Origin of the sequence: Nostoc sp. (assembly GCF_036916655.1) — a bacterium.
Lineage (GTDB): Bacteria > Cyanobacteriota > Cyanobacteriia > Cyanobacteriales > Nostocaceae > Nostoc.
In genome coordinates, this window is the sequence record NZ_JBALFY010000066.1 from 37,832 (window position 1) to 63,374 (window position 25,543).

Here is a 25,543-nt window from a genome sequence, read left to right on the forward strand (position 1 = left end):
GACAAGGGGACAAGTCTCTCCCTTATCTCCCCCCTCTTCCTTGCCTACCTTGTCTCTTCTCTATGCCCCATGCCCAATCACTAAGATACGGTAGCCAACGATGCCAAAGCATCTGGTATTGCCTCAGAAGGAGCCTGGAATTCTCCAGTGATGACGTACTCTAAACGCAGTTTTAACCAAGTAATAAATTGGGGATTAGTAGAAATAATCGCCACTGCTGGTTGAGGACACTTCGCCTTTAGCTCTTTAAATTGTGGTGCTTCCAAGAAAGCTGGTTGCTCAACTAACCAAAAATCTATTTGTTTTTCTTGTTCGTGGTAGTTACGGGTGCGCTCTTTGAGAACTTCCTGTATCGGTTCTTCTTGGAGAAGAAAACGTTGACTAGCCAAAACGTAATAATATGTTTGCATTTTCATCCTTTGTAGTTACTATGTGAATAAATTAAGGGTACAGAGTACTGCACTCTGCACCCTTAAAAACTAACTTTTTTGGGATTTCTTGAACCAAGAACTAAACGGACAGGCACTTTTCTGGTTTTCAGCATTTGTCTGTTTGCCACCAGATGTTAGCTTTTCCAAGAACAGACTATTGTCAAAGTAGTGTTCTAAGGAAATAACCTTCAAGTCATCGGTAACTTTTGCAATAGTCATGCCGATAATTTCTACTGTCTCTCCAGTCGGTGCATAGTCTTTGTATTCTCCTTTAAAATGTCCCCAATGCCGCCATTTGAATGTTACATTCGGTGGCCCTGAGTAAACTTCCATTACTTCCCAAGGAAATCCTTGGGGAAATGTTGTGTGGAAGAGTTTTGCGGATGATTCAAAGCTTTCTTCTGAAGCCTTGTAATGCTCTGAATCAGCCATAAATAGATTGTAAGTACCTTGGGCTGATAAATCTGCTGCGGTATATTCTACTCCGCCATTGGTACTCACGCGAAACTTGTCATTCACAATAGATAACCACTGCTGTGGGTTAGATTTGAAGGATACCTCCATCTCTAAGGTTCGCACTAAGTTTTGCACGATCGCTTCTAGTGTACCTTCAAGGTGATTGTAGATACTTTCTTTCGCGAGATTCTCTTTTGAACGGGAGTAATCAGGCGGTGTCTGATAGCGCCACTCGACATCAGTGCTTTCTGCTATCACCTGATCTCGATCCTGTACCCAAAGCGGCAGGTTGTTAGATTGTGTTGCGCTCATAGAAGTTTTTGCTGAAGATTTGATGCCAATTTCTAGATTTCGCAGTGACAACCCTCTTTTTAAAGCAGGGGACAGGGAGCAGGGGACAGGGAGCAGGGGAGCAGGGGAGCAGGGGAGCTAGGGAGCAGGGGAGCAGGGGAGCTAGGGAGCAGGGGAGAAGTTGCAGTAAGTTTACCGTCTGCCCCTCTGCCCCTCTGCCCCTCTGCTCTTGTGCCCTATGCCCCATTCCCCCTTATAGCTTCTTTCATCTCGCGGACTGCCCTTTCTATACCTACTAATGCTGCCCGACTGATGATGGTATGACCAATATTCAGTTCTTCCATGCCTGGAAGCGCAGCCACGGGATAGACGTTCCAATAGGTGAGTCCGTGTCCAGCGTTGACTCGCAATCCAGCTTGAATCGCTTGTTCACAACCTTTAGCTAATACGGCTAATTCTCGGTGGCGATTTGTTTCATCTTTAGCCTCAGCGTATTGTCCGGTGTGCAATTCAATAAACTGCGCCTGTACCTTGACAGATGCTTCGATTTGTGATGGCTCGGCATCGATAAATAAACTAACTGGAATATTAGCGCTTTGCAATTTATCGACGATTTCACCTATTCTAGCAATTTTCCCGATGATATCTAATCCGCCTTCTGTTGTGACTTCTTCGCGTTTTTCGGGGACTAAAGTCACGTAATCTGGTTTGATATCGAGAGCGATCGCAAGCATTTCTTCTGTAGCGGCCATTTCTAAATTCAGATGCGATCGCACTGTTTGCCGCAATATCCGCACATCCCGATCTTGGATATGCCGCCGATCTTCGCGCAGATGTACTGTAATCCCATCTGCACCGCCTAGTTCTGCCAGCACCGCCGCTGCTACGGGATCTGGTTCTACCGTCCGCCGTGCTTGCCGGATGGTGGCAATGTGGTCAATGTTAACGCCAAGTGTAGGCACCCCAAGTTTCTCCCGAATCCACAGTCCTCAGAACTTGATTTTACCGGAAATAGTGGGAGTTTTGCTTGAGAAGCTACAGATGATATATCACGCAGGCTAAATGCAACGCCTAAAAGAAAACTGAGTTAGAAAAAGCTGGTTTTTGGGCAGACTACTTTAAATAAATAGCTGATTTCACAAGAGTTGATCGAGTTATGAATAAAGCAGTTGAGCCGATGGACAAGCTTTTGAACTATCGAATTAGTGAGCAACTTTATGCAGGCTCTAGAACCTTGGTTTACCGTGGAATTCGAGAGGCCGATCAACTTCCGGTTGTGATCAAACTATTTCAGCAAGAATATCCCACCTTCAACGAACTGCTGTTATTCCGTAATCAGTACACGATCGCTAAAAATATTGATCTACCTGGTATTGTTCGTCCCTACAGTCTGGAACCTTACCGCAACAGCTATGCTTTGGTGATGGAGGATTTTGGCGGCATTTCCCTCAGAGATTGGATGAACAGGGAAATGGGAGACAACCAATATACTTTGACAGAGTTCTTGGATGTTGCGATCGCTCTGAGCAATATTCTTGATGGACTCTATCATCATCGGATTATCCACAAAGACATTAAGCCTGCCAACATCCTCATTAACCCAGAAACCAAGCAAGTCAAGTTAATTGACTTTAGCATTGCTTCTCTTTTACCCAGAGAAACTCAGGAAATTTACAGTCCTAATGTCTTAGAAGGTACTCTCGCTTACCTTTCCCCGGAACAAACCGGGCGGATGAATCGCGGAATTGATTATCGCAGTGATTACTACTCCCTTGGTATTACCTTCTTTGAACTGCTGGCTGGACACCTACCCTTTCAGTCTCACGATCCGATGGAGTTGGTTCACTGTCATATCGCCAAGCAACCGGATCAATTAGGAGGCAGGGGGCAGGGGGCAGAGGGCGGGAGGGAAGAGGAAATTCCGCAGGTTCTTTGTGACATTGTGATGAAATTGATGGCGAAAAATGCTGAAGACCGCTATCAGAGTGCATTAGGGCTAAAGTATGATTTAGAAAAATGTTTGGAGCAACTGAAGAACACGGGTAGAATTGAGAGTTTCCCGATTGCCCAAAGAGATATTTGCGATCGCTTCATCATCCCAGAAAAACTCTACGGTCGCCAAGCTGAAGTTCAAAGTTTATTAGATGCTTTCGAGAGAGTCAGTCAGGGAAGCAGTGAAATTATTCTGATAGCAGGCTTTTCTGGGATTGGTAAAACTGCTGTAGTTAACGAAGTCCACAAGCCAATTGTCAGGCAACGGGGTTATTTCATTAAAGGTAAATTTGACCAATTCCAGCGCAACATTCCCTTCTCTGCTTTTGTACAAGCCTTCCGAGACTTAATTGGGCAACTGCTGAGTGAAACTGACGCTCAATTCGAGCAATGGAAATCTAAAATTCTCTCTGCTTTGGGTGAGAACGGACAAGTGATGATTGAGGTGATTCCAGAACTAGAAAGTATGATTGGGAAACAGCCTCCTGCACCGGAACTTTCTGGGAGTGCGGCACAAAATCGCTTCAATTTGCTGTTCTTGAAATTCACTCAAGTTTTCACGGCATCAGAGCATCCATTGGTAATTTTTATTGATGACTTGCAATGGGTAGATGCTGCTTCTTTAAAGTTAATGCACTTGTTAATGAGCGAAGTTGACATCGGCTATCTACTCTTAATTGGTGCTTATCGAGATAACGAAGTCAACCCAGTACATCCGCTAATGCTGACTTTAGAAGAGATTCAGAAGTTAGATGCTACAGTCAATACGATTACTTTAGCTCCCCTTGAGCAGATTTCTATCAATCATTTGGTTGCAGATACATTGAGTTGCTCCCTAGCATTAGCTGCACCGTTAACAGAGTTAGTGTTGAGCAAAACCAAAGGCAATCCTTTTTTCAGCACCCAGTTTCTCAAAGCGCTACATCAAGATCAACTAATTACATTTAACCCCCCTCAGTCCCCCCTTGCTAAGGGGGGAAGTAAAGGGGGGTGGGAATGTGATATTGCTCAGGTGCGATCGCTCGCTTTGACCGATGATGTAGTAGAGTTTATGGCAATTCAACTTCAGAAGTTATCAACCGAAACTCAAGAAGTTTTGAAATTAGCAGCTTGTGTAGGAAACAAATTTGATTTAGCGGCATTAGCGATCGTCTATGAAAAATCCCAGCTAGAAACAGCCGCAGACTTTTGGAAGGCTGTGCAAGATGGGTTGATTATTCCTACCAATGAAGTTTACAAGTTTTATCAAGATAGTTCCGAATTCAGGATTCGGAATTCAGAATTTCAGCAACATAGTTTTGCTGATTCCTGCTCTTACAAATTTCTCCACGATCGGGTTCAGCAAGCTGCCTATTCTTTAATTCCTGAATCACAAAGAAAAGCAACTCATCTAAAAATTGGGCAATTACTCTTAAGCAGTACACCAACTGAAGACCTTGAAGCCAATATTTTTGATATTGTTAATCAGTTAAATGAGGGAATTGATATAATTGATGAACAATCCCAGAAATATGAACTTGCTCAACTGAATCTAATTGCTGGAAAAAAAGCCAAAGCTTCTACTGCTTATCGAGCAGCCGTGAAATATTTTACATTAGGCAGAGAATTGCTAATAGAGGACAGTTGGCTAACTAATTATCAACTAACGTTTGAATTATATCGAGAATCGGCGGAATGTGAATATCTAACTGGCAACTTTAACCAAGCTGAGACATTATTCAACCTGGCTTTAAATCATAGCCAAGATAAGTTTGAAAAAGCAGATATTTATGGAATTCAGATGTACCTGAAAATGACTCAGGGCGAAAATATCGAAGCTGGCTTTAAAGCTGGGTTGAAAGGTTTGAGCATCATGGGGATGCCTTTGCCTGTTACTTTTGAAGAACAGCAAGCTGCCATCGAAACTGAACTTCAAGAATTAAAGACTAAACTTCAAACAGTTCAGATAGGAGATTTATTCGATTTGCCTGAGATGACAGATCCAGAAAAGAAGGTCTGCATGGGACTTTTAGCTGATGTTTGGGCAGCCGCTTATATGGGAGGAGATCAACATCTCAGTTGCTTGGCTCCTTTATTAATGATCGGTTTATCGTTGAAATATGGGAATGCAGAAAGCTCTGGTTTTGCTTATTGTCTGTATGGAATGAATTTGGCAAATCAAGGAAACTATCAAACTGCTTATGAGTTCGGTACATTAGCACTAAAACTCGATCGTCACTTCAATAGTACCCAATTTATTTTTAAGACGAATAATATCTTTGCACATACGATTAATCCTTATAATCAGCACTTAAAAACAAATTTGCCACTTTCTCAGCAATCATTCCAAGTATGTCAAGAAACTGGAAATTTGGTGTTTGGTGTCTGGGCAGTTTCGTTTCTGATTTGGGCAATGTTAATTAAGGGCGATCGCCTCTCAGATGTCTACGCCGAGACTGAAAAATATCTGAGCTATGTGCAGCAGGTAAATGATACAAATATGCTGTATGCTTTTACTTTACAACGGCAGTTTCTACTAAACTTGCAAGATATATCTCAAAGTACCGATTTATTAGATGATTACAATAGTGATGATACTCCCTACATAGAAGTTTGGAGACAGAAGAATAACTTTGAGCATGGAATTAATTGGTACTGCTTTCTCAAAATTCAATTGTCGTACCTTTATGGTCGTTATGAAGATGCTGTGAAAGCGGCAGAAGAAGCTGATAAAACTCTTGCAGTCAACTCTGGCTTTTTTCCAATTATTCAGTATCATTTCTATTATCCCCTCAGCTTGTTAGCTCTCTATCCTAATGCAACATTAGAGAAGAAAAAACAGTATTGGGATATTATTCGAGAGCATCAACAAACCCAGAAAAACTGGGCGAATAATTGCCCAAAAAACTTTCTACATCGATATCTATTATTATCTGCCGAAATAGCGAGAATTTCTGGCAAGTATATGGATGCAATTGAATCATACGATCGCGCCATTGCCAAAGCCAAAGAAAACGAATACCTCAACGAAGAAGCTCTCGCCAATGAACTCGCAGCCAAGTTTTATTTAGAATGGGGTAAAGAACGCATTGCCCAAGAATATTTGATTAATGCTTACTATTGTTACACTCGCTGGGGCGCTAAAACTAAAGTTGATGAACTAGAACAGCGTTATCCACAATTGCTGGCTCCTATCTTACAACAGACGCGTTCCCGAAGCGACTCTGAAAGATTATCGCTATTCACGCCCAATGAGACGATCGCAAATGTTAACAGCATTGCTACCTTACACCCAAGTATTAATAAATCAGTAACTTCTAGCAGTAGTGCATCAATAATGCTAGATTTGGCAGCAGTTCTCAAAGCTTCTCAGACTCTTTCTAGTGAAATTGAACTAGATAAATTACTTACGAAGCTGTTGCAAGTGGTGATTGAAAATGCAGGTGCAGATAAGTGTGCGTTACTACTTCTTAAAGAAGATAGATTGCTAATTGAGGCCACTGCCAAAATTGGGGAACTATCAACCGTTCTACAGTCCATTTTTGTAGAAGATAGCGCAGACGTTCCCCATAGCCTAATTTACACCGTCAAACGCAGCCTACAACCTACCGTCATCATCAATGCAACAGTGCATCCGGTGCTAATAGCTGACCCCTACATCATTCGTCAGCAACCCAAAAGCTTGCTGTGTACGCCGATTTTGCATCAAGGCAAACTGTTGGGAATTTTATATTTAGAAAATAATCTTACTACAGGGGCATTTACAAGCGATCGCGTTGAAATTCTCAATCTGTTATGTACTCAAGCTGCAATCTCCCTAGAAAATGCCCGACTTTATCAGCAAGCACAAGATACCCTCGAAAATCTTGGGCAGACTGAAGAATGCTTGCGGTTAATTATCGACAATATCCCTCAGTATGTTTTCTGGAAAGACCGCAATAGTGTTTATTTAGGATGTAACCAGAAATTTGCTGAAATTTCGGGTGTAGGAGTGCCAGAAAATGTTATTGGTAAAACAGACTACGACCTTCCCTGGATTCGGGGAAAATCAGATTATTATGTAGAGCGCGATCGCCGCATTTTGGAATCTGGACAAGCTGAACTAAACATTATTGAAACCATCCAAAAAGTCGACGAAAAACAAACATGGTCGAATACAAATAAAATTCCCTTACGAGATCGAGAAGGAAATATTTTTGGCATCCTTGGCACGTCTGAAGACATCACCGAACGTCATGAAGCACAACAATTGCTGCAAGAGCAAAAGCAACAATTAGAACAAGCTTTGCAAGAACTCCAAACAATGCAATTGCAATTGGTACAAGGTGAAAAAATGTCTGCCCTTGGTAATTTGGTAGCAGGTGTTGCCCATGAAATCAATAATCCTGTGGGCTTCATTGCTGGCAACTTAGAACCAGCTAAAGATTATGTTAGAGATTTATTTGGACTAATTAACCTTTATCAAGAGAAATTTCCTAATCCTGGTTCAGATATTCAAGATGAAATTGATGCCATCGATTTGAATTATTTACGCGAAGATTTACCTAAATTGCTAGATTCGATGAAATTGGGTGTTAGCCGTATCCGCAGTATTAGTACCAGTTTGCGAACCTTCTCCCGCGCCGATAAGGATTATAAAGTTCCCTTTGATATTCACGAAGGTATTGACAGCACTATTCTGATTCTCAGACACCGTTTAAAATCTAACGAAAACCGTCCGGCAATTGAGGTAGTTAGGAATTACGGCAAACTCCCCCTCGTAAAATGCTTTGCTGGACAACTTAATCAGGTATTTATGAACTTGTTAGCAAATGCCATTGATGCACTTGAACAATACAATTCAGAGCATAGTTTGGAAGCGATTCTCGCTAACCCCAATTGCATCACCATTGAAACTCGTTTAGCAGACTCAGGTCAGCACATTTTGATTAAGATTGCTGATAATGGGGTAGGAATGTCACCACAAGTTAAACAAAAAGTATTTGACCATCTATTCACTACCAAACCTGTAGGAAAAGGCACTGGGTTAGGATTAGCGATCGCTCGTCAAATTGTGGTGGAAGGACATGGCGGTTCACTCTCCTGCACTTCCGAACTTGGAAAGGGCACAGAGTTTGTTATTCAAATCTCTACTCAACAACAGTAATGAGTAATGAGTAATGAGTAATGAGTAATGAGTGATGAGTAATGAGTTTTGTTAGCGGTAGCGGGGCGTTGAGCCAGTGCTAAGTAATTTTTGGTTTAATCAGCACTATTGATTTTTGCCTTTTGAATTTTAACTTGGAATCAAGCAATAATGATACTTAAAATGCGGAAAGTATGGTTGGAAATCATGCCACGACGGTATGATAAAACTGATAAAGATTACTACTCATTGAAATACCATTCGCGAAGCATAATATTGTTATCAATTGTGGTGATTCTGTCCATTAGTATTAGCGCCACCGCAATCACTAGTTACAAGATTGTTAAGGGATTATTGCTTGATAGTCTGAAAGAGCAAGTACTGTTAAAAACACAGCAAGGTCAAAATGATATTGATAATTGGTTAGCTATTCGGAAGACAGAAATTAAAACTTTGGCAAATTCTCCAGTGGTGCGATCGCTAGATTGGTCTGTGATGGAACCTTACTTGCAATCTGAGGTGAAGCGGCTGCAAACGTTTTTGCTCATGGCTTTGATAGCACGGGATGGTGCATTAATTAATACTCAAGGGGGTCGTCCCAATGTTAAAGATCGAGAATTTTTTCAGCGGAGTATGGCGGGTGAAACGGTAGCCGCCGATCCAATTATTGGCCGCACAAGCAATCGGTTACAGGTTCAGATTAGTTCGCCAATTTTTGCCAAAACAGGTACAAAGCCAGCAGGTGTGTTGTTGGGAGGGATTGAAATTAATCGGGTAGTTGAGGTAATCAGCAATTTACATCAAGGTAAAGGTAGCTATGCCTTTGCACTGAATTCTCAAGGAGTTCCTATTGCCCATCCCAATATAGAACTAATCGGCACACCCGAAAAAGCCGCCCAAAGTTTTCTCAATTCACCCAATCCCAAGTTAGTTGAAATTACTCAACAAATGGTGGCTAAACGTACAAACATTAAATTAACTCAATTGGATGGTAAATGGAGCTATGTTGCTTACACACCCCTCAGAGAGGCAAATTGGTCAGTAGCGTTGATTGTGCCACAAGAAAATATTGAATCGCCATTGCAGGCGTTGAACCTGTTAGCTACGGTTTTGGGAGGATTGCTGGTGGTGGGGTTGATCGGTGCATGGCGACAGGTGCAACTATATGAACAGATTCGCGATCGCGCTTTGATTTCTAGCCAGCAGGCGCAGCAACTCAGCAAAACCTTGAAAGAATTACAAAATACCCAATCTCAACTCATCCAAACCGAAAAAATGTCTAGTCTAGGACAATTGGTTGCTGGGGTGGCACACGAAATTAATAATCCTGCTAATTTTATTCATGCCAACCTCAACCATGCCAATGAATACAGCCAAGGCATCCTCGATTTACTAAAGCTTTATGAACAAACCTACCCAAATCCTACACCGGAAATTCGCGATCGCTCCCAAGACCTTGATATTGAGTTTCTGGCAGAAGATTTACCCAAGCTAATGGCATCAATGCAAGTGGGAACTAAGCGGATTCGTGAAATTGTGCTGTCACTGCGTAATTTCTCGCGCCTTGATGAAGCAGATATGAAATTTGTAGATATTCATCAAGGATTAGATAACACTCTGATGATTCTGAATCGTCGTCTCACAGCCACACCCAATCTACCAGAAATTCAGATCGTGAAGAAATACGGTGATTTACCCCTAGTAGAATGTTACGCAGGCAGCCTGAATCAGGTGTTTATGAATGTTCTGGTAAATGCAATCGATGCCTTGGAAGAAGCTAGCCAAAAACGGAGTATTGAAGAACTTAAAACCAACCCTAATCAAATTAAGATCCAAACCCAAATTGACAAATCAAGTAATTACGCGATGGTTCAAATTTCCGATAATGGTATTGGGATGTGCGAGAATGTGAAGCATCGGGTATTTGACCACATGTTTACTACAAAACCAGTAGGCAAAGGAATCGGATTAGGAATGGCGATCGCCTATCAAATTGTTGTAGACAAACATGCAGGAACTATTGAAGTTGACTCTACCCCCGGATATGGTACAGAGTTTACCATCCGTATTCCTTTAACAAGGAAAAATTAATGATAAAAATATTTTTCCAACTATTGATTTTTGCTAATTACTAAACTCATATTCAGAGGCGATATACTTTAAGAAAGTTGATTTGGAAATTCCATCTCATACATATAATCATTGCTACATCAACTCTCTGAGGTGATATGCTTTTAAAACTGCAACAAATTATTGTAAAACCTGGTCAACAAATGTTGCTCCAAGATATTAGTTGGCAGCAGTTAGAAAATATTTTAACAGAAATGGGAGAAAGGCGGGCCGCACGTATTTCTTATAGTCATGGCTGGTTAGAAATTATGCTTCCCCTACCAGAACACGAAAAAGATAAAGAATATATTGGTGAGTTAGTAAGAGTTTTATTAGACAAACTCCAAATTGATTTTGAGCCTTTTGGTTCCACAACACTAAAAAATGAGAGAATGGGGCAAGCAGTAGAACCAGATACCAGTTTTTATATTCAAAATCAAGCTGCAATCATTGGGAAAAATCGCATTGATTTAAATATAGATCCACCACCAGACTTAGCAATCGAAATTGATATTACTTCTCGCACTAGATTTGATAATTATGAAATTTTAGGAGTTCCTGAACTTTGGCGACATACACAACAAGGTTTAGAAATTTTATTATTACAAGAGGGAAAATATATTAAATCTCAATCTAGTCCTAATTTTCCTAATATTCCAATTGTTGAATTAGTCAATGAGTATGTTCAGCAGTGTTTAACAATTGGTAGAAGTCAAGCTATGCGTAATTTTCGAGATTGGGTCAAGAATAATTTATAAGAAGAATTCAGAACTCAGAATTCAGGAGTCAGAATGGGCTAAACCTTAGCTATCCGCTAACAGTATGAATTCTGTACGACTGGGTAATGAATATTGGTCTAAAATCGTACAACTCTTAGAGACGCTACCGCGTAGCAAGATCCCCGTAGGGGTACGTCCCGCTACGCGCTTTCGCCCCTTGTGGGCGAAACTAGGATTGAATTTTAAACAACAAGTTAAAACTGTATCCCTTCATGGCTAGAGTATTCTGAATTCTGACTCCTGAATTCTTCTCCATCTGTGCGCCTTAATTCAGGAAGCTCTCAGCAGATTATGATAGAAATCTAAGGCTTTCTGAGAAAGGCGATCGCTCATGACTACTGAGACAAATCCAGCAGCCATTGTGGACTGGGAACCCCCCATGCCACCTACAGATTTAATTTTTGATGATGGTGAACCCTTGGAATCAAATCGCCACCGCATTGCTATGAATGTGTTGATTCGGTCATTGCAACAAGCTTGGGCTGACCGCAATGATTTCTTCACTGGGGGCAATATGTTTATTTACTACAGCAGTACCCAAGTTCGTAACCGTGATTTCCGAGGCCCAGATTTCTTTGCAGTGCTAAACGTTGACGGCAATAACTCAAGACAAGGCTGGGTAGTCTGGGAAGAAAATGGTCGTTATCCTGATGTCATCGTAGAATTAATGTCACCATCTACGGCAGCAATAGACAAGGGTATTAAGAAAAATCTTTACGAGCAAACTTTCCGTACCTCAGATTATTTTGTTTACGATCCCTTTGATCCTAATTCTTTGCAAGGGTGGCATTTAGATGATAACCAGCAGTATCAGCCTTTGACCCCAAACGATCGCGGATGGCTATGGTCTAAGCGTTTAGGTTTATGGTTGGGGACAATTGAGGGAACAATAGATAGAGAAACGGCAATATGGTTGCGGTTTTACGATGTGGCTGGCAATTTGGTTTTGTTACCAGAAGAAGCTGCAATTGCACAAGCAAAAGCCGCAGCTATACAGACAGAAGCCGCAGTTGCACAGGCGGCTCGTTTAGCGGCTAGATTAAGAGAACTAGGGGAAAATCCAGATATCTTATGAAGAGTGCTGAGTGACGAGTGCTGAGTGCTGAGTTGAAAGACCGCCCACAAGGGGCAGGGCAAAAACCCAAGTGCGAAAGTACTGGGTACTCCTCTTCTTACTCAGCACGGGCTAAATGCCCCGCTACCGCTAACAGCACTGAGTATAGTAAAGACGGCGATTCATTGCGTCTCTTGTCTTAACCGAACAGTATTGCCCTAACTGGTCTCCTGAATTTGCAAACGAATAGTGTGTTCAGTCGCACCACTAAGTTGCAATTCCATGATTTCACCACCCAGAGGTTCTAAGCAAGTGAGGAGCGATCGCAAGTTGGGTGTACTTGCGCCAGTATCTACATATAATCGATCTGCTAAATTACCGATGCGTTTCCAAGTCATGTACAATTTTGCGATCGTTTGTTCAATTTGTGATGCTTGATTGACCAAATCAGCAGCAATGCTCAAACAGCCGACTCTTTGCGCTTCTTCTAAGGCTGTTTCAATATCAACATCTTCCTTCGTCAGCGCTTGAACTTGAGCCGCCCCTTTGAGATATTTCGCCAAGTTACGCGCTTCGGTAGTTACCTGTTTCAAGGTATCTACATCGGGATTGGCAGCTATTTCCTTTTGAATAAACTTTTGATGCGATTCTGGCAGTTTTTCCATTTCCTTCACCAGAGGGGCAATGTAGCGCGGGGGAAGGGTGTTATCTGCGGCTTTTTCTTTAACTGCTTCTGGTAATAAATCTGAGGACATGGCTGTCCATTCATCGCTGAGTTGACGGACTTCGCGCCTAGTGATGCGATCGCCTTTTTGGGCGGCTTCACTCACCATCTGTTGCACTTCTGGGGATGCTTTAGAGGTTTCAACAAATGCCCGTTTGCTGAAATTGTTCACAGAACCGGGGTCAAGTTTACCGTCTTCAATCAGAGTATCGGCACTATTCGCCAATTGAATCCAAGCATAAGCTTGACTTTTGCTGATTTCCCGCTCTTTTAGCCATCGCAGAAAGCCAGTACCGCGTCCGTCACCACCCACTTTTTCTCTGTCGCGGATCGCCCGTAAAATTCTTCCCCGCCAGATTTCAGTTTGCAAATCAAAGCGATCGCATACCTGCCAAGCTATTTCTAGCTGCTGTTGAAAATCTGACTCTAGAATCTGTTCATCTTCTGGATCGGGCAGTTCAAAGCTGATATCGGCTGGCTGTAGTAGGGCAGCAGCAAGGTCATTAATGGAGTCGGTGTCTTGCACGATTGATGACTAACTAGTGGATGCGATCGGCTTATTATGCCACAATCTGTGGACTCATACTTAAGGGGGAGTACGGTATTTTGAGTTACAACAAATATAGTAAGAAGGGGTAAACCACCTTTGTAAAGTCTTTAATTGATCAGAGACAATAAAACAGGAGTCAGAATTCAGAATTCAGAATTCAGAATTCTCTATCCATAAAGGGATAGAGTTTTAAGGCGAGAATATTTTAATTTTTTTCGCCCAGCAGGGGCGAAAGCGCGTAGCGGGACGTACTCCTACGGGGATCTTGCTACACGCGGTAGCGTCTCTAAGAGTTGTACGGTTTTAACCAATATTCATTACCCACTCCTACAAAATTCATACTGAATTCTGACTCCTGAGTTCTGAATTCTTCTTATAAAAATAAAACGATGAACCAGGTAGATTACCTCCGCATTAGCTTAATCGATCGCTGCAATTTTCGTTGTCAGTACTGTATGCCAGAGGGAGTAGAACTGGACTATATTCTTAAGCAACAGTTATTGAGTGATGAAGAACTACTCACCTTAATTCAAGAAGTATTTATTCCAGTCGGCTTTAATCGGTTTCGTTTGACTGGGGGTGAACCCTTATTGCGTCCGCGTGTGGTGGATTTAGTCGGTGCGATCGCAACTCTCCCCCAAACTCAAGATATCTCAATGACTACCAACGGTTTTTTGCTGGCTCCGATGGCACAAAACCTCTACAATGCTGGCTTGCGACGAATTAATATTAGTCTGGACTCTCTTGATCCCGACATTTTTGATCAAATTATTGGTAATCAGGGGCGTTCTCGTTGGCGACAAGTTTGGCAGGGAATTCAGGCTGCCCATCAAGTCGGATTCGACCCCCTGAAGCTAAATGTAGTGGTGATTCCTGGTGTTAATGACCACGAAGTTCTGGATTTAGCCGCCCTGACAATTGATAAACAGTGGCACGTTCGATTTATTGAGTTTATGCCTATTGGTAATGTGCATTTATTTGGCGATCGCGGTTGGGTATCTTCAGCCGATTTACGAGAACGCATTCGCGATCGCTGGGGCTTGACAGAATCTCAAGTTCGTGGCGCTGGCCCTGCTGATGTCTTTCAAATTCCTGGTGCGAAGGGGACACTAGGATTTATTAGTCAGATGTCGGAATGTTTTTGCGATCGTTGTAACCGGATGCGCCTGAGTGCCGATGGCTGGCTGCGTCCCTGTTTATTAAATGAAACTGGTCAAATAGATTTAAAAACTGCCCTACGTTCTGGTGTCAGCACCGCTCAATTACAAGAACAGGTCAGACATTTACTCGGAATCAAGTCAGAAATTAACTTTAAAGGGCGTGATTCTGGCGTTACAGGTACATATACTCGCACCATGTCGCAAATTGGTGGTTAGTCATTGGTCATTTGTCCTTTGCAAATAACTAGGGACAAATGACTAAAGACAAATGACTATTACGCTTGTCGTGAGTAGTATTCCACCACAAGTAGTTCATTAACTTGTAATGCCACCCATTCGCGCTCAATAACGCTGTTGACTTTACCAACCAACTTATTTTTGTCAAACTCCAAATGACTGGGGAGGTTTGCCAAACCGGGATATTGCAAGTTAGCTTCCACCAACTTCCTAGATTGTGCCCGATCCCTAACTGCAATTACTTCACCAGGACGGCATTGGTAGCTGGCAATATTCACCACACGACCGTTAACAGTTACGTGACCATGATTTACCAATTGACGAGCTGCGGGGATAGTCGGGGCTATACCCAAGCGGAAAACGGTATTATCCAAGCGCATTTCTAGCAATTGCAGTAGCACTTGTCCGGTAGAACCAGTAACCCGTCTGGCTTTCCGTACATAGCGGAGCAATTGCTTTTCAGTCAAACCGTAGTTGAAGCGGAGCTTTTGCTTTTCTTCTAAACGGATGGCATACTCAGAGCGCTTTTTGCGGTTCTGACCATGTTGACCAGGTGGGTAAGCGCGTCTGGCGCTTTTACGAGTTAATCCTGGTAAGTCGCCCAAGCGACGGACAATTCTGAGGCGTGGCCCTCTATATCGGGACATGAGTTTCCTTAATCTAATCCTGTTTAAACTTTACTCAGACATTCCATTTTGACATTCCACCGATTAAAAATCAGGGGATTCTTGGTTTTTTGAGACTGCTTGCCTTGGTATGACGTATCCTACCAATGTAGAGGCATCTTTTTTGCGCCAGTTGTTTAAGTCGGTAAAGCCGACGTACTAGCATCCAAGCTTGAATTCCGACGTGCCCCGCCGTACTCCTGCCAATAAGTTTTTTGTGTTTATTTAGTTTCGTAGGCTACTCAATCATCAGATTGGTTTACGCAGTATTCTTACTCTGAAATACTTTTTACGTTGCCTACTTATCTTTCAAACAGTTATATTAACACAATTTTCGACATAATTAATTATGTCTATACTTTACTACCGCCGAAATTCTTAGATTACAGAGGATTTTTAAGAGATTTGAGTTAGCATAACTTTGGGTGTTTGGAGAATTGGCAATGTCAATGAGCAAAAAAGTGGTTAATAAAGCTAAGAACAAACAAAGCAATTCCACCTCTAGGATTTTAATAGTACCAGTTTTGGCTGTAGCTGGATGGTTGACAACAATCTTGCCTAATGTGGCTGTTGCTGCCTCTTACACTAATGATTATAGTGTCTGTGCCGCTGGACTTTTGAGTGTGGGTGTCACGGGAGAAGCGGCATCCCCAGCTTGTGCAAAGGCACTGCGTCCCAGGGATTTGGCTGCTTGCGTGGTTAAAATTGAGAAACAGACCCAAATTGCCGCGACAGATGCGCTTTCTTCTTGTGGAAAGGCCCGCCGTCCTGAGGAGTTAGCTACTTGTGTAGTCGGTGTTAGCTCAATTACTAAAGAAGCAGTTAATCCAGAAGCTTTAAATTACTGTGGTCGTAGTTTGTTACCTGTGCGTTTTGGTCAGTGTGTGGTTGGGTTGCGTAGTAAAATCGACCTTCCCCCGACCCAGGTGTTAGATACTTGTATCGATGCTAGTGACAGCGTTCTTGGCGCTTCATCTTCATCTATACCTGCGACTCTAAGTCCTGCGGGGTCAAGTCCGAGTATCGAGACTACGCCATTTCCAACGCAACCAGTTGTGCCAACACAACCGGTTATACCATCACAACCGATTGTACCAACGCAGCCGCGCACTAATTAAATTACAGTCTTTTGTAATTGATTGAGGCGATACTAAACAAGGGGCTTAAGCCCCTTGTTAAAGACAGACAAACTTCCGCTACATTGCACTAGTCTTCTCTTTCGCCAAAAACTGTTTGTAAAATGACTGCAATCCCGCCATCTTGGTGATATTTATCTGCCCAGGCACGGATAACTTCATCTAATTCTTCCATAGCCTGCTCCATTTTTTCTGGGAGGATATCAAGTTCTTCCAGTAAGCGCATGGCGTTTCGTTGCCGTTCTGCCCAATTTTTCATCATACGAAAATACCGAGCGGTATCTTCTACCAGGATGTTAGTGCGTTCTTGATCGTCTGCTGGGGTGTAAGAAAGACGGGTAAGTGCGTAGAAGGGCATTCCCCAAGGAGAATCAATGCGTGTTACTGTTCCTGAGTAAAGCAGACGGCGCTTGATATGCTCACCCAAAGCTTCACTTAAAGGCATTTGGTGTTCGAGTGGTAAGTCTTCTTGCGATCGCTTGTGCAAAAACTCGATCAGATCCAGAAACTCAAAGGAGCTAACTAACTGAGCATCAGGTAGATTACTTGGTAGTTTCTGCTCTATCTGTCTTTTTTCTTCGCTTGTCAGACTGCTACCAGGAACGCGCGATCGCCCCGGTTGCCAAGGATATTTTTCTAGCCAGACGTAAGGTAATTGAATCAGATAGCGGGGTTCATCAGAACCCAGCATTTTTAACAGCTTGCCTTCTGTTAATGCCTGTCTGACTTCTTCTACAATAATTTTTACTCGTTTCGGCTCTAAGTGATGCAGATGCCCTGTCATTCGCAGGTTTTGTCCCTGCTCTAGATAGGTCATGTAAATTGCACACTTTGCTGCTGTTGCGGCTGCGTCTAAGAATGCCCCATGCCTGTGCCCACTCGTCCGCATGGCACTAAAAGCCAGATAAAGCATGATCTGATCCATCGCACTGGGGCCAAGACGTTTGATCAGATCTATGTCGTTACTCATATTACAGACAATTGAATAGCACGTTTACAAATTTTTAATCGAGTGAAAATAAGTAGTATACACCTGGCTGAAGGCTGTCTTTACTTCAGATTATATTAGTATGCGATAACGATGATATCGGTGGTAGCACAAACTACAATTTTCGCATATTTTCTGGTAGAAAAGCAGATTCGGTAGTTGTGACTATAACTGTCTCTGCATCTAACCGGAAAATTACAGATACCACCAAATCAAGCTTAACGGCGGTTTATCTCCCAAAAGTCAACTATGTTGCAATTAATCTACAAAGCTTTTCAGTTTTCTGGATTTTTTTCGTCTTTTAAGAGTAACAATCTCAAACAGCTTACACCTAATTATGGCACTATGCCGACTCGGAGTAAAAACTAGTTTGTGCAGTTTATCTGGGATATCTGTTACTAGTAAAAGATGGATTTTTCAGCTTTGGCGAATTATTTGTAGTACATAGGTTACTAGAAATAATTGGGAGTGGTCTAAAAATAAATCGCTTACCAGGTGTAGCCATATTTAGAGGTTGAGCTACATAGCTCTTTGTGAACTATCATACCGTTCACAACCTCCAGTGATGTCTCGGCATTATCATCTGTTGGTTTGAAGGAAAATAATAGACATCAAGTAGAGCAAATAATTCCAATTTCAAAATACCTGTTGTTTTTCAAATATTGTTCCTCATCATATCACTATTTTTTGCTTTCGGAATAAAATCGTGTGTTCGGGATTGCATAAAGGACACTATTTAAATACTTTCTATTCTGACTAAATCAAGGTTTGATGATATTTTCATTCTTCCTCCTAAATTTAAGTCCTATCTATCTTTTTCTACGAATAATATGACACAAAAAGCTGCGATTAATTTCGACTGAATCGCGTAGCCACAGGGTTTTGTTGCTCGTGCTAGGAACCGAAAGATTAGTTACTAGTCATACATATAATAAAACATCTTGGATTCCATAAGATGATTATTTAGAAACTTTTTCTCAATGAATTTATATTTTTTTCATGAAAGAATTTTAAATTTTCATGATTTAACTAATTCATTGTCTACTTCTAAGTGTGTTTTTACCTCGCTATTTTATATATTTGAGAGACTTTAATTACGTAGATGTTTGTTGCTAGAAAAGCAGGATAAGCTTTTTATTGGGTATTTGGGCAATCGCAGACCGCATTAACTAGTAAAGAACGACAGAAATAAAGATACCATTTCACCAAACACAAGAGCAGAGAAATGAGAAACTTTTAATTTCGCATTACTCACAGGGGTTTTAGTAGTATAGAAATATCGTTTATTTCAATGGCATCTCCAGGTTTAAAAAACAGTTCATTTTAAACATTTCTGCTACTTCTGGATCTACTAGTTCCAAAATGCGATCAATGGTGTTGACTCCTTGCAAATCTCCTTCTGAGCAAGTACTCGTACTCAATAGCTGGAGTCAGTACTACTCATACTGCTTACATATACGTGTTTTCCCTACCTGTATCAGGCTAAATTCCTAAAAATTTATTACAAGTCAAGTTATTCTGATTACTGCTCATTTATCTATGGGACTTACGCAAACAATAGCCGAAAAGATTGCTTTTAGAGTAGAGACAATATCCTGTAGGAAGCTACTTTGCGTCTACAGGAATTGTCCCTACAAATGTAACTTCATGTAATACAATTCTACTTTCAGGTTAATATCAATAGGCAAAAGGGAGCAGAGGGGAAAGAATTAGAGAGCAATTATTTGGATCGCGAATTTCGTGAAATGTTAGTCCTAATCTATTTAACGTGAGTTCGACGAACCTCTCCCTGCCTTGAACTAAAGTTCAAGTCTGTCCCTCTCCGAGTCGGAGAGGGACGGTTTTGCGTAGTAAAACCAGGGAGAGGTTTTTTGATTAAGAGAACTCCAAGAAATAAATTATCCAAATATTGTGGAGTGGATCTTGTTCACCTTATGGACTGGGCGGGCAAGATGCCCACCCCACAAGAGTTACAGCAGTTTTTGATCAAACCCGCTACAAAAATAAATCATAAAACAAAGCCCAGTATTGCTTTTATTTGTGGCACGTTTGATTCCAATTTGCTGTAATTGGATATTTTGATTTGTCAGTCCCTAAGTTTATATCTGCACCTATACAAGTACAACAGTCAGAATAATCATTGGTGAAAACTTAAATCCCCGACTTCTCCGACAAGTCGGGGATATTTGATTTATAAAAGTTACAAGTGGGTGCATTAGCTTCAAAACCGATCCTGAGTGAATGGGAGGTGAAGTAGCTCCCATCACACTTAAGCTGATTAAACTCGCCATTTAATTCGTGGGATTAGAGGGTTTAACCTGATTTCGCATTGTTTCAAAGCTGAAAGCAGCTGCGCCAAAGGTTACAAATAACACTCCCAGAATTTGCACAATATCCAAATTTTCTTGAATGATTAACCCAGCTAAAATCACGGTTAAAACTGGGATGCTACCACCGATGAGCGCCGATCGCGAGGCTCCTAGTTTACCAATACCAATATTGTTGAGCAAATAGCCGGCAAGAGTTAGCACACCCAAAATAAACGCGCTTAAAACTAGTTCCAGCATTTTAGAGGGGTCAACTACTACCAAATTCCAATTGCTTGGCAAGGGTAGCATCAAGCAGATAAAGCTCAATAACAACATGGTAGTGAAGTTAATTAAAGTAAAAGTCACGGGATGGAGTTTGCTGGCACAGACTCGCGTCAAAATTATGTAGGCAGCAAAAGCCACACCCGAAATAATGGCGGTACTGCTTCCCATTGAACTATTACCGATACCGATGCTGGGAGAACCCGCTAAAACCAACAATTCGCCGCAGCAAATTGCCGCGATCGCCGCGATGCGGAATAGAGTGGGGCGATCGCGAAACAGAAACCACGACAATAGACCGCTAACCATCGGATAGATAAAGAACAGGGCGATCGCCATTCCGGTGGGTACTTGAGCGATCGCAATGTAGATTAGCACCTGAGACAAAAACAAAAAGCATCCACTCACAATGGACAATATCAAAATCTGCTTGGTAGCTGCATTAGCAGGCGTGGAATTTCCTCGGACTGAAGCGGCCAAGTTTTCCAAGTCTTGCCACAATCTTGGGTGCAATATCGGAGACAAAAGTACCATCAGTGGTACAACTACCATAAATCGGAGCGTCAAAATTAACAGAGTATTGCCCAAAGTCGGCGGTAGCAACTGTTCTACCTCTAATACCCCAAAAATCTGGGAACCTTCGTGGAAAATTACCTTGATGGCTACGTTGTAAAGCGACGATATCACTACCGATGAGACAATTAAGAAGAAACCGATTTGCAGTGTCGATAAGCCAGAGGAATTAAGCGATCGCGATTGTGGGGGTTTTTCTTCTGGCGGTGGTTCTAGCGCAGTCGTTGATGAGGATTTAGCTTTGCTCTGCGATTCGTTTTTGCGAAGGACAGAAATTGGTTCAGTAATATTTAGCTTTTGCGAAGGCCGAATTATTCTCGGCTGTAGCACAGATGGCAGCGGGGGCACTGGTAGCGTTTCGTCTTCTGGCGATTCCTGATTGAGGACAGAAATTGGTTCGGTAGCATTGTCTTGTGGTGGTGGAACTACAGCAGCAGTAGATTCTGATGTCGTTTCCCTTTCTGACAAATCCTTACTAGGTACAGAAATTGGATTTGCAACTTTTTCTGTAATAGATAGTGGCTCTGTTGTTGTTTCCCTTTCTGACAAATCCTTACTAGGTACAGAAATTGGATTTGCAACTTTTTCTGTAATAGACAGCGGCTCTGATGTCGTTTCCCTTGGTGAAAATTGATTGGGGATCGGGGAAATTGGCTCAAGGGAATTTCTTACTACTTGCTCAAACTCTGGCAGTGATGTTTCAACAGAACTGTTTTTTTCTGGCTCCGTAAACTGCAAAACAGTAGGTATACCTCCTGTTGCTGGTTTACGTGAAGTTTCTTCTATAGTTTTTTCTAGTTCTCCATGCAGGCGATTAACAAATTCCGTTAAAATCGTTTCTCCTTGCTGCTGCTGGCTATACATCCGTGACAACTGCTGGGAAAGATTACTTTGATAGTTCTTCAATTCCTGTTGTAGCGAATTAAAGGTAACAGTAACGGTGTCATCCAAACTGTCAAACATGTGTTCGACTTTTGCATTGATTTCACCTACTACATTGTTGCTCACTTCAGCAGACTTCAGCGCAGCTTGTTCGTAAGATTTGCCCTCTATGTTTTGGCTAGCTAAAGTTGTCAGAGAGGATTGCAGTTGTGAAGATATATGCTTTGCCAGAACTTCTGCCAGTTGCCGAATTAATACTTGCTGCTCAGTGATTTGGCGCACTTGTTGTAAATGCTCTTTTTCCTCTACTAAGCTTTGAATTTCATCAGATAACCGATTTTTTTCTGACTGAAGCCGCTTTACGTCTTCCTGCAAGCCTCTGAGGACATTCTGTTGAAGATTTTCTAAGTCTTCAACTACAGCCCAAAGCGCATTTTCTGCTGCTCTGGATAGCTCACCTCTGATTCTTGGGTTTTCTGGTTGCTTCTCGAATCGCCCCATTAGCTTCTAACCTCTAACACCTTGACGATAAAGCTGCTTTCGGTACACTTTATTGGCGGTCATCCTAATTTCCTGTATTTTGTCAGATAAATTAAAAATTTTAACAGCACTTCCGCATTTCAACGCAATTCTGTCATACTAGACACAAGTTAGCAAAGCATCAAGTTTGCTTCACAGCTTACTACAGCGTGTTCTCTTCGCCATTAACAAGTATTTAACCATTCGATTTGGGATTGATCGCTACGGCTGGGAGTCGCTTGAACAGAGACTTTGTTTGTTTTTGCTCAGTTTTATTGTCATCAATTATTTACCAGTGAGATTTTTACTTTTAAAGAAATCTCACTCCAAATAAATATTTATTATTTTGCTGCCAATAATACTCGTCAAGATTTCCAAATGCCTGTGCGTAGGCGCAAAATTGTCTGACTTGCGAAACTAGCTGTAAATTTGTCTGGAATGTAACTTGTGTGACAGTTTATATCTCTAAATGGAGATTAAAGTATCTTTCTGTGGAAATTCAAAGTTACGCTATCCCCTGCACAACATTCTAATGAATGAGCAGCAATTCTGCAAAAACAGGTTTTTTGGCGTTTTTGCAGTCTAGGTTTTGCTTTGAGTAAATTTCAGTAAAGGAAAAAGTTAGAAAAATATTAATAATTCTTAGAAAAATAAAATTCGGGCAATGCTAAAGATGGCAGCGCTAAGGGCAGCACTTACGGGGATTGTAATTAGCCAAGCGGCGGCAATACCTTTTAGAGTTTGAAACTTAATCGAGTTGAGATTTTGCACTAATCCAATACCAACGACACCACCGACGAGAGCGTGGGAGGTGGAGACTGGTAAACCTAGCCGAGAAGCAATGAGGATGGTAATAGCAGTTGCCAGTTCGGCACAAAATCCACTACTGGGTTGCAAGGCAATAATGTTTTCACCAATGGTAGCAATGACTTTTTTTCCCCAGACAGCTAAACCACCAACAATACCAGCACCACCAAGAATTAAAATCCAAAGGGGGATAGTTATACCATCGGTAGGTACGCTACCAGTGCGATTGATGTAAACGATCGCAGCTAAAGGAGCGATAGCATTTCCCACATCATTAGAACCATGAGCAAAAGCGACAAAGCAAGCACTTAGTAATTGGAATCGGGCGAATATGCCCTCAACGGGATTTTGGATTTTAGATTTTGGATTTTGGATTGATGGTAATTCCTGAGTCGGGGGTAAAAATTTTTCTTCCAATCCGCTTCCCCCCGTCTCCCCTAACTGTCGCCAACTAATGATTGTGAGTCCTACTACTGCTACTGCACCGGTTAATAGGGGGATGTCATGAGAAGGGATTGTAAAACCAACTTGCTCAATTACAAAATTGGTTAGCGGTTCAGTTAGCGATGGTAATACAATCACACCGAATACACCTAGCAGCAGAGTACTCAGCCAGGGAATCCATTCTTGTAACTGGACTACTTGATTGGGTTGATCCAAAATCCAGTGCTTGGTTTGACTGTAAAATAAAGCAGCGATCGCACCGCTAATTAATGGCGTTAAAACCCAGCCAATGCTAATTAAGCCAATTGATGCCCAATCAATTGCATTTACTCCCAAAGCTACCCAACTAAATCCGGCGATCGCACCAACAACCGCATGAGAAGAGGATACAGGTAAACCGCGTGATGTGGCAATTTGCAACCACACACCACAGGATATTAGTACCGTTACCATTCCAACAACGAATATTTGGGGTGTAGCTGCGAATAAGGCGGGATTAGCAATTTTCGTTGCTAGAGTTTCCGTTACCTCATGTCCAAACAACACAGCACCCGTAAACTCTAATATACCAGCAATTATTAGTGCCTGTTTGAGGGTGACAGCCTTGGAACCTACAGAGGTTCCCATCGCGTTAGCGACATCGTTTGCTCCGAGATTCCAAGCAACGTAGAAAGCTAGTAGAGCGACGAAAAGTAGGGTAATAAGCATTTTGGGGAGATGAGGGAGATAAGACAATACGGTTCGGATAAGGTTTTTTTTGACAAGCTCTAGATTGTAGAGACGGCGATTTATCGCGTCTCTTGGCTTAACCGAACCGTATCGGGAGATGAGAAATTTCCTTTTACGGGTAAATTAAGATTTTATAAGTATCCGGTGTAGGTGTGATCGCTTGCTCCACCGCTGCTGATAAATCTTTTAATGGATAGCGATCGCTAATCAACGCTTTCACATCAATTCGCTGATTAAACACAATATCGGCTGATAGATTCTGAAGCCGATAAGAGGAACTGTAACTACCGATCAAGTCAATTTCCCGACGATAGAGGACATTCGGATTAATGGGAATTTCCACCTCATCAGGGAATTCTGCAAAAAACAAGATTTTACCGCCTTTGCGGGTATTATCAAGTGCTTGGAAGAAAGCTTTATCACTAGGAACAGCCAGCAAAGTAACATCAACACCCATTCCACCAGTTAGCGCATGGATTTTTGCTGTTAAATCGGGATCGCGCGCATCAAAAGCCGCTTCTGCACCGACACTCAAGGCTTTATCAATTCTAGAGGGTAGTAAATCAGTAGCGATCGCTTTTGCTCCGAAATACTTCACCAACATGATAAACATTAACCCAATTGGCCCAGCACCAGTAACTAACACAGTTTGTCCTGGAGCAATTTGAGCTTTTCTCACCGCCTTCAAACAGCAGTTAGTTGGTTCTACAAAACTCGCTTCTTCAAAACTGATGTTATCCGGGATGGGAATCAACCCACCATTTTCCACAATATGTCCAGGAACCTTGACATAATCAGCAAAACCGCCGCCACTGGCGTTAAAGCCTGCGGTTGTGGAGATGTTTTTGTAAACATCACACATTGAGAAATTATCATTTAGGCAGTAGGCGCAACGCATACAGGGGATGTGGTGCATCACCGCTACCCGTTGTCCAACTTGCCAACCTTTGACATTATTGCCTAATGCTGCGATCGTGCCGGCAGTTTCATGCCCAAAAATGCGCGGCGGTTCATACAGCGGATAACGAATTTTTTTAATATCTGACTGACACAACCCCACAACCCGCACCTGTACCAGCACCTCATCTGGTTCCACAGTTGGAACTGGGATATCTTCGTAAGAAAGTTGATTAACGCCTCTAAATACCTGTGCTTTCACGTTGGTTTTTCCCCGCTCAACGATACTAGATGTAACATTAGTGGTCAACGTTAAGCTATAGGGCTTACGCAAAATATCCCTCAAGCTCTGATTTCTCCGTGTCCTCCATGCCTCTGTGGTAGCCTGCGGCAAGCCAAAGCATCTACGTTATTCCATTAGCTCT

16 protein-coding genes are annotated in these 25,543 nt (G+C 42.0%); 7 read left to right on the top strand and 9 right to left on the bottom strand.

Going from position 1 to position 25,543, the window contains the following annotated elements:
* Nucleotides 1-80: 80 nt before the first annotated feature.
* The 3 genes from V7L31_RS17510 to V7L31_RS17520 all read right to left on the bottom strand — a co-directional run bounded on the left by V7L31_RS17510 (nt 81) and on the right by V7L31_RS17520 (nt 2,140).
* The gene (locus V7L31_RS17510; RefSeq protein ID WP_334697414.1) at nt 81-410 is read right to left on the bottom strand and encodes an MgPME-cyclase complex family protein; all 330 of its coding nucleotides are present in this window, start codon (nt 408-410) and stop codon (nt 81-83) included.
* A gap of 69 nt (nt 411-479) precedes the next feature.
* On the bottom strand, nt 480-1,199 hold the full coding sequence (locus V7L31_RS17515) for a SnoaL-like polyketide cyclase (RefSeq protein ID WP_334697415.1): 720 nt from the start codon (nt 1,197-1,199) through the stop codon (nt 480-482).
* Nucleotides 1,200-1,414: 215 nt separating this feature from the next.
* Nucleotides 1,415-2,140 (bottom strand): pyridoxine 5'-phosphate synthase, encoded by a 726-nt coding sequence (locus tag V7L31_RS17520; RefSeq protein WP_334697416.1) that lies wholly within the window; start codon nt 2,138-2,140, stop codon nt 1,415-1,417.
* Nucleotides 2,141-2,334: 194 nt separating this feature from the next.
* Here V7L31_RS17520 and V7L31_RS17525 point away from each other — a divergent pair, with 194 nt between their 5' ends.
* The 5 genes from V7L31_RS17525 to V7L31_RS17545 all read left to right on the top strand — a co-directional run bounded on the left by V7L31_RS17525 (nt 2,335) and on the right by V7L31_RS17545 (nt 12,237).
* Nucleotides 2,335-8,295, top strand: a complete 5,961-nt coding sequence (locus tag V7L31_RS17525; protein ID WP_334697417.1) for a trifunctional serine/threonine-protein kinase/ATP-binding protein/sensor histidine kinase — start codon at nt 2,335-2,337, stop codon at nt 8,293-8,295.
* A 186-nt stretch (nt 8,296-8,481) separates the two neighbouring features.
* A complete protein-coding gene (locus tag V7L31_RS17530) occupies nt 8,482-10,365 on the top strand; it encodes a sensor histidine kinase (protein WP_334697418.1) in 1,884 nt (627 codons plus the stop codon).
* A 137-nt stretch (nt 10,366-10,502) separates the two neighbouring features.
* Nucleotides 10,503-11,141, top strand: a complete 639-nt coding sequence (locus tag V7L31_RS17535) for a Uma2 family endonuclease (RefSeq protein WP_334697419.1) — start codon at nt 10,503-10,505, stop codon at nt 11,139-11,141.
* A gap of 64 nt (nt 11,142-11,205) precedes the next feature.
* Nucleotides 11,206-11,382 (top strand): hypothetical protein, encoded by a 177-nt coding sequence (locus tag V7L31_RS17540; RefSeq protein WP_334697420.1) that lies wholly within the window; start codon nt 11,206-11,208, stop codon nt 11,380-11,382.
* Nucleotides 11,383-11,493: 111 nt separating this feature from the next.
* A complete protein-coding gene (locus V7L31_RS17545) occupies nt 11,494-12,237 on the top strand; it encodes a Uma2 family endonuclease (RefSeq protein WP_334697421.1) in 744 nt (247 codons plus the stop codon).
* A gap of 197 nt (nt 12,238-12,434) precedes the next feature.
* On the opposite strand, the gene V7L31_RS17550 is transcribed toward V7L31_RS17545, so the two are convergent.
* Nucleotides 12,435-13,466, bottom strand: a complete 1,032-nt coding sequence (locus V7L31_RS17550; RefSeq protein WP_292719938.1) for a hypothetical protein — start codon at nt 13,464-13,466, stop codon at nt 12,435-12,437.
* A 413-nt stretch (nt 13,467-13,879) separates the two neighbouring features.
* Here V7L31_RS17550 and moaA point away from each other — a divergent pair, with 413 nt between their 5' ends.
* Nucleotides 13,880-14,866, top strand: coding sequence for a GTP 3',8-cyclase MoaA (gene moaA, locus V7L31_RS17555; protein WP_334697422.1), 987 nt, complete (start codon nt 13,880-13,882; stop codon nt 14,864-14,866).
* A 59-nt stretch (nt 14,867-14,925) separates the two neighbouring features.
* Here moaA and rpsD read toward each other — a convergent pair whose 3' ends face one another.
* Nucleotides 14,926-15,534, bottom strand: coding sequence for a 30S ribosomal protein S4 (gene rpsD, locus V7L31_RS17560; protein WP_012408407.1), 609 nt, complete (start codon nt 15,532-15,534; stop codon nt 14,926-14,928).
* Between the two features lie 461 nt (nt 15,535-15,995).
* Between rpsD and V7L31_RS17565 the strand changes: the two genes are divergently transcribed.
* Nucleotides 15,996-16,670 (top strand): hypothetical protein, encoded by a 675-nt coding sequence (locus V7L31_RS17565; protein WP_334697423.1) that lies wholly within the window; start codon nt 15,996-15,998, stop codon nt 16,668-16,670.
* A gap of 88 nt (nt 16,671-16,758) precedes the next feature.
* Here V7L31_RS17565 and hetR read toward each other — a convergent pair whose 3' ends face one another.
* From hetR to V7L31_RS17585, 4 genes are all read right to left on the bottom strand, one after another.
* The gene (hetR, locus tag V7L31_RS17570) at nt 16,759-17,658 is read right to left on the bottom strand and encodes a heterocyst differentiation master regulator HetR (RefSeq protein ID WP_179065514.1); all 900 of its coding nucleotides are present in this window, start codon (nt 17,656-17,658) and stop codon (nt 16,759-16,761) included.
* A gap of 2,309 nt (nt 17,659-19,967) precedes the next feature.
* Nucleotides 19,968-22,223: an EamA family transporter gene (locus V7L31_RS17575; RefSeq protein ID WP_334697424.1), complete on the bottom strand. Its 2,256-nt coding sequence runs from the start codon at nt 22,221-22,223 to the stop codon at nt 19,968-19,970.
* A 660-nt stretch (nt 22,224-22,883) separates the two neighbouring features.
* Nucleotides 22,884-24,200, bottom strand: coding sequence for an inorganic phosphate transporter (locus V7L31_RS17580; protein ID WP_334697425.1), 1,317 nt, complete (start codon nt 24,198-24,200; stop codon nt 22,884-22,886).
* A 133-nt stretch (nt 24,201-24,333) separates the two neighbouring features.
* Nucleotides 24,334-25,380 carry a zinc-dependent dehydrogenase gene (locus tag V7L31_RS17585; RefSeq protein ID WP_334697522.1) on the bottom strand — a complete coding sequence of 349 codons (1,047 nt, stop codon included), beginning with the start codon at nt 25,378-25,380 and terminating at the stop codon, nt 24,334-24,336.
* Nucleotides 25,381-25,543 lie beyond the last annotated feature (163 nt).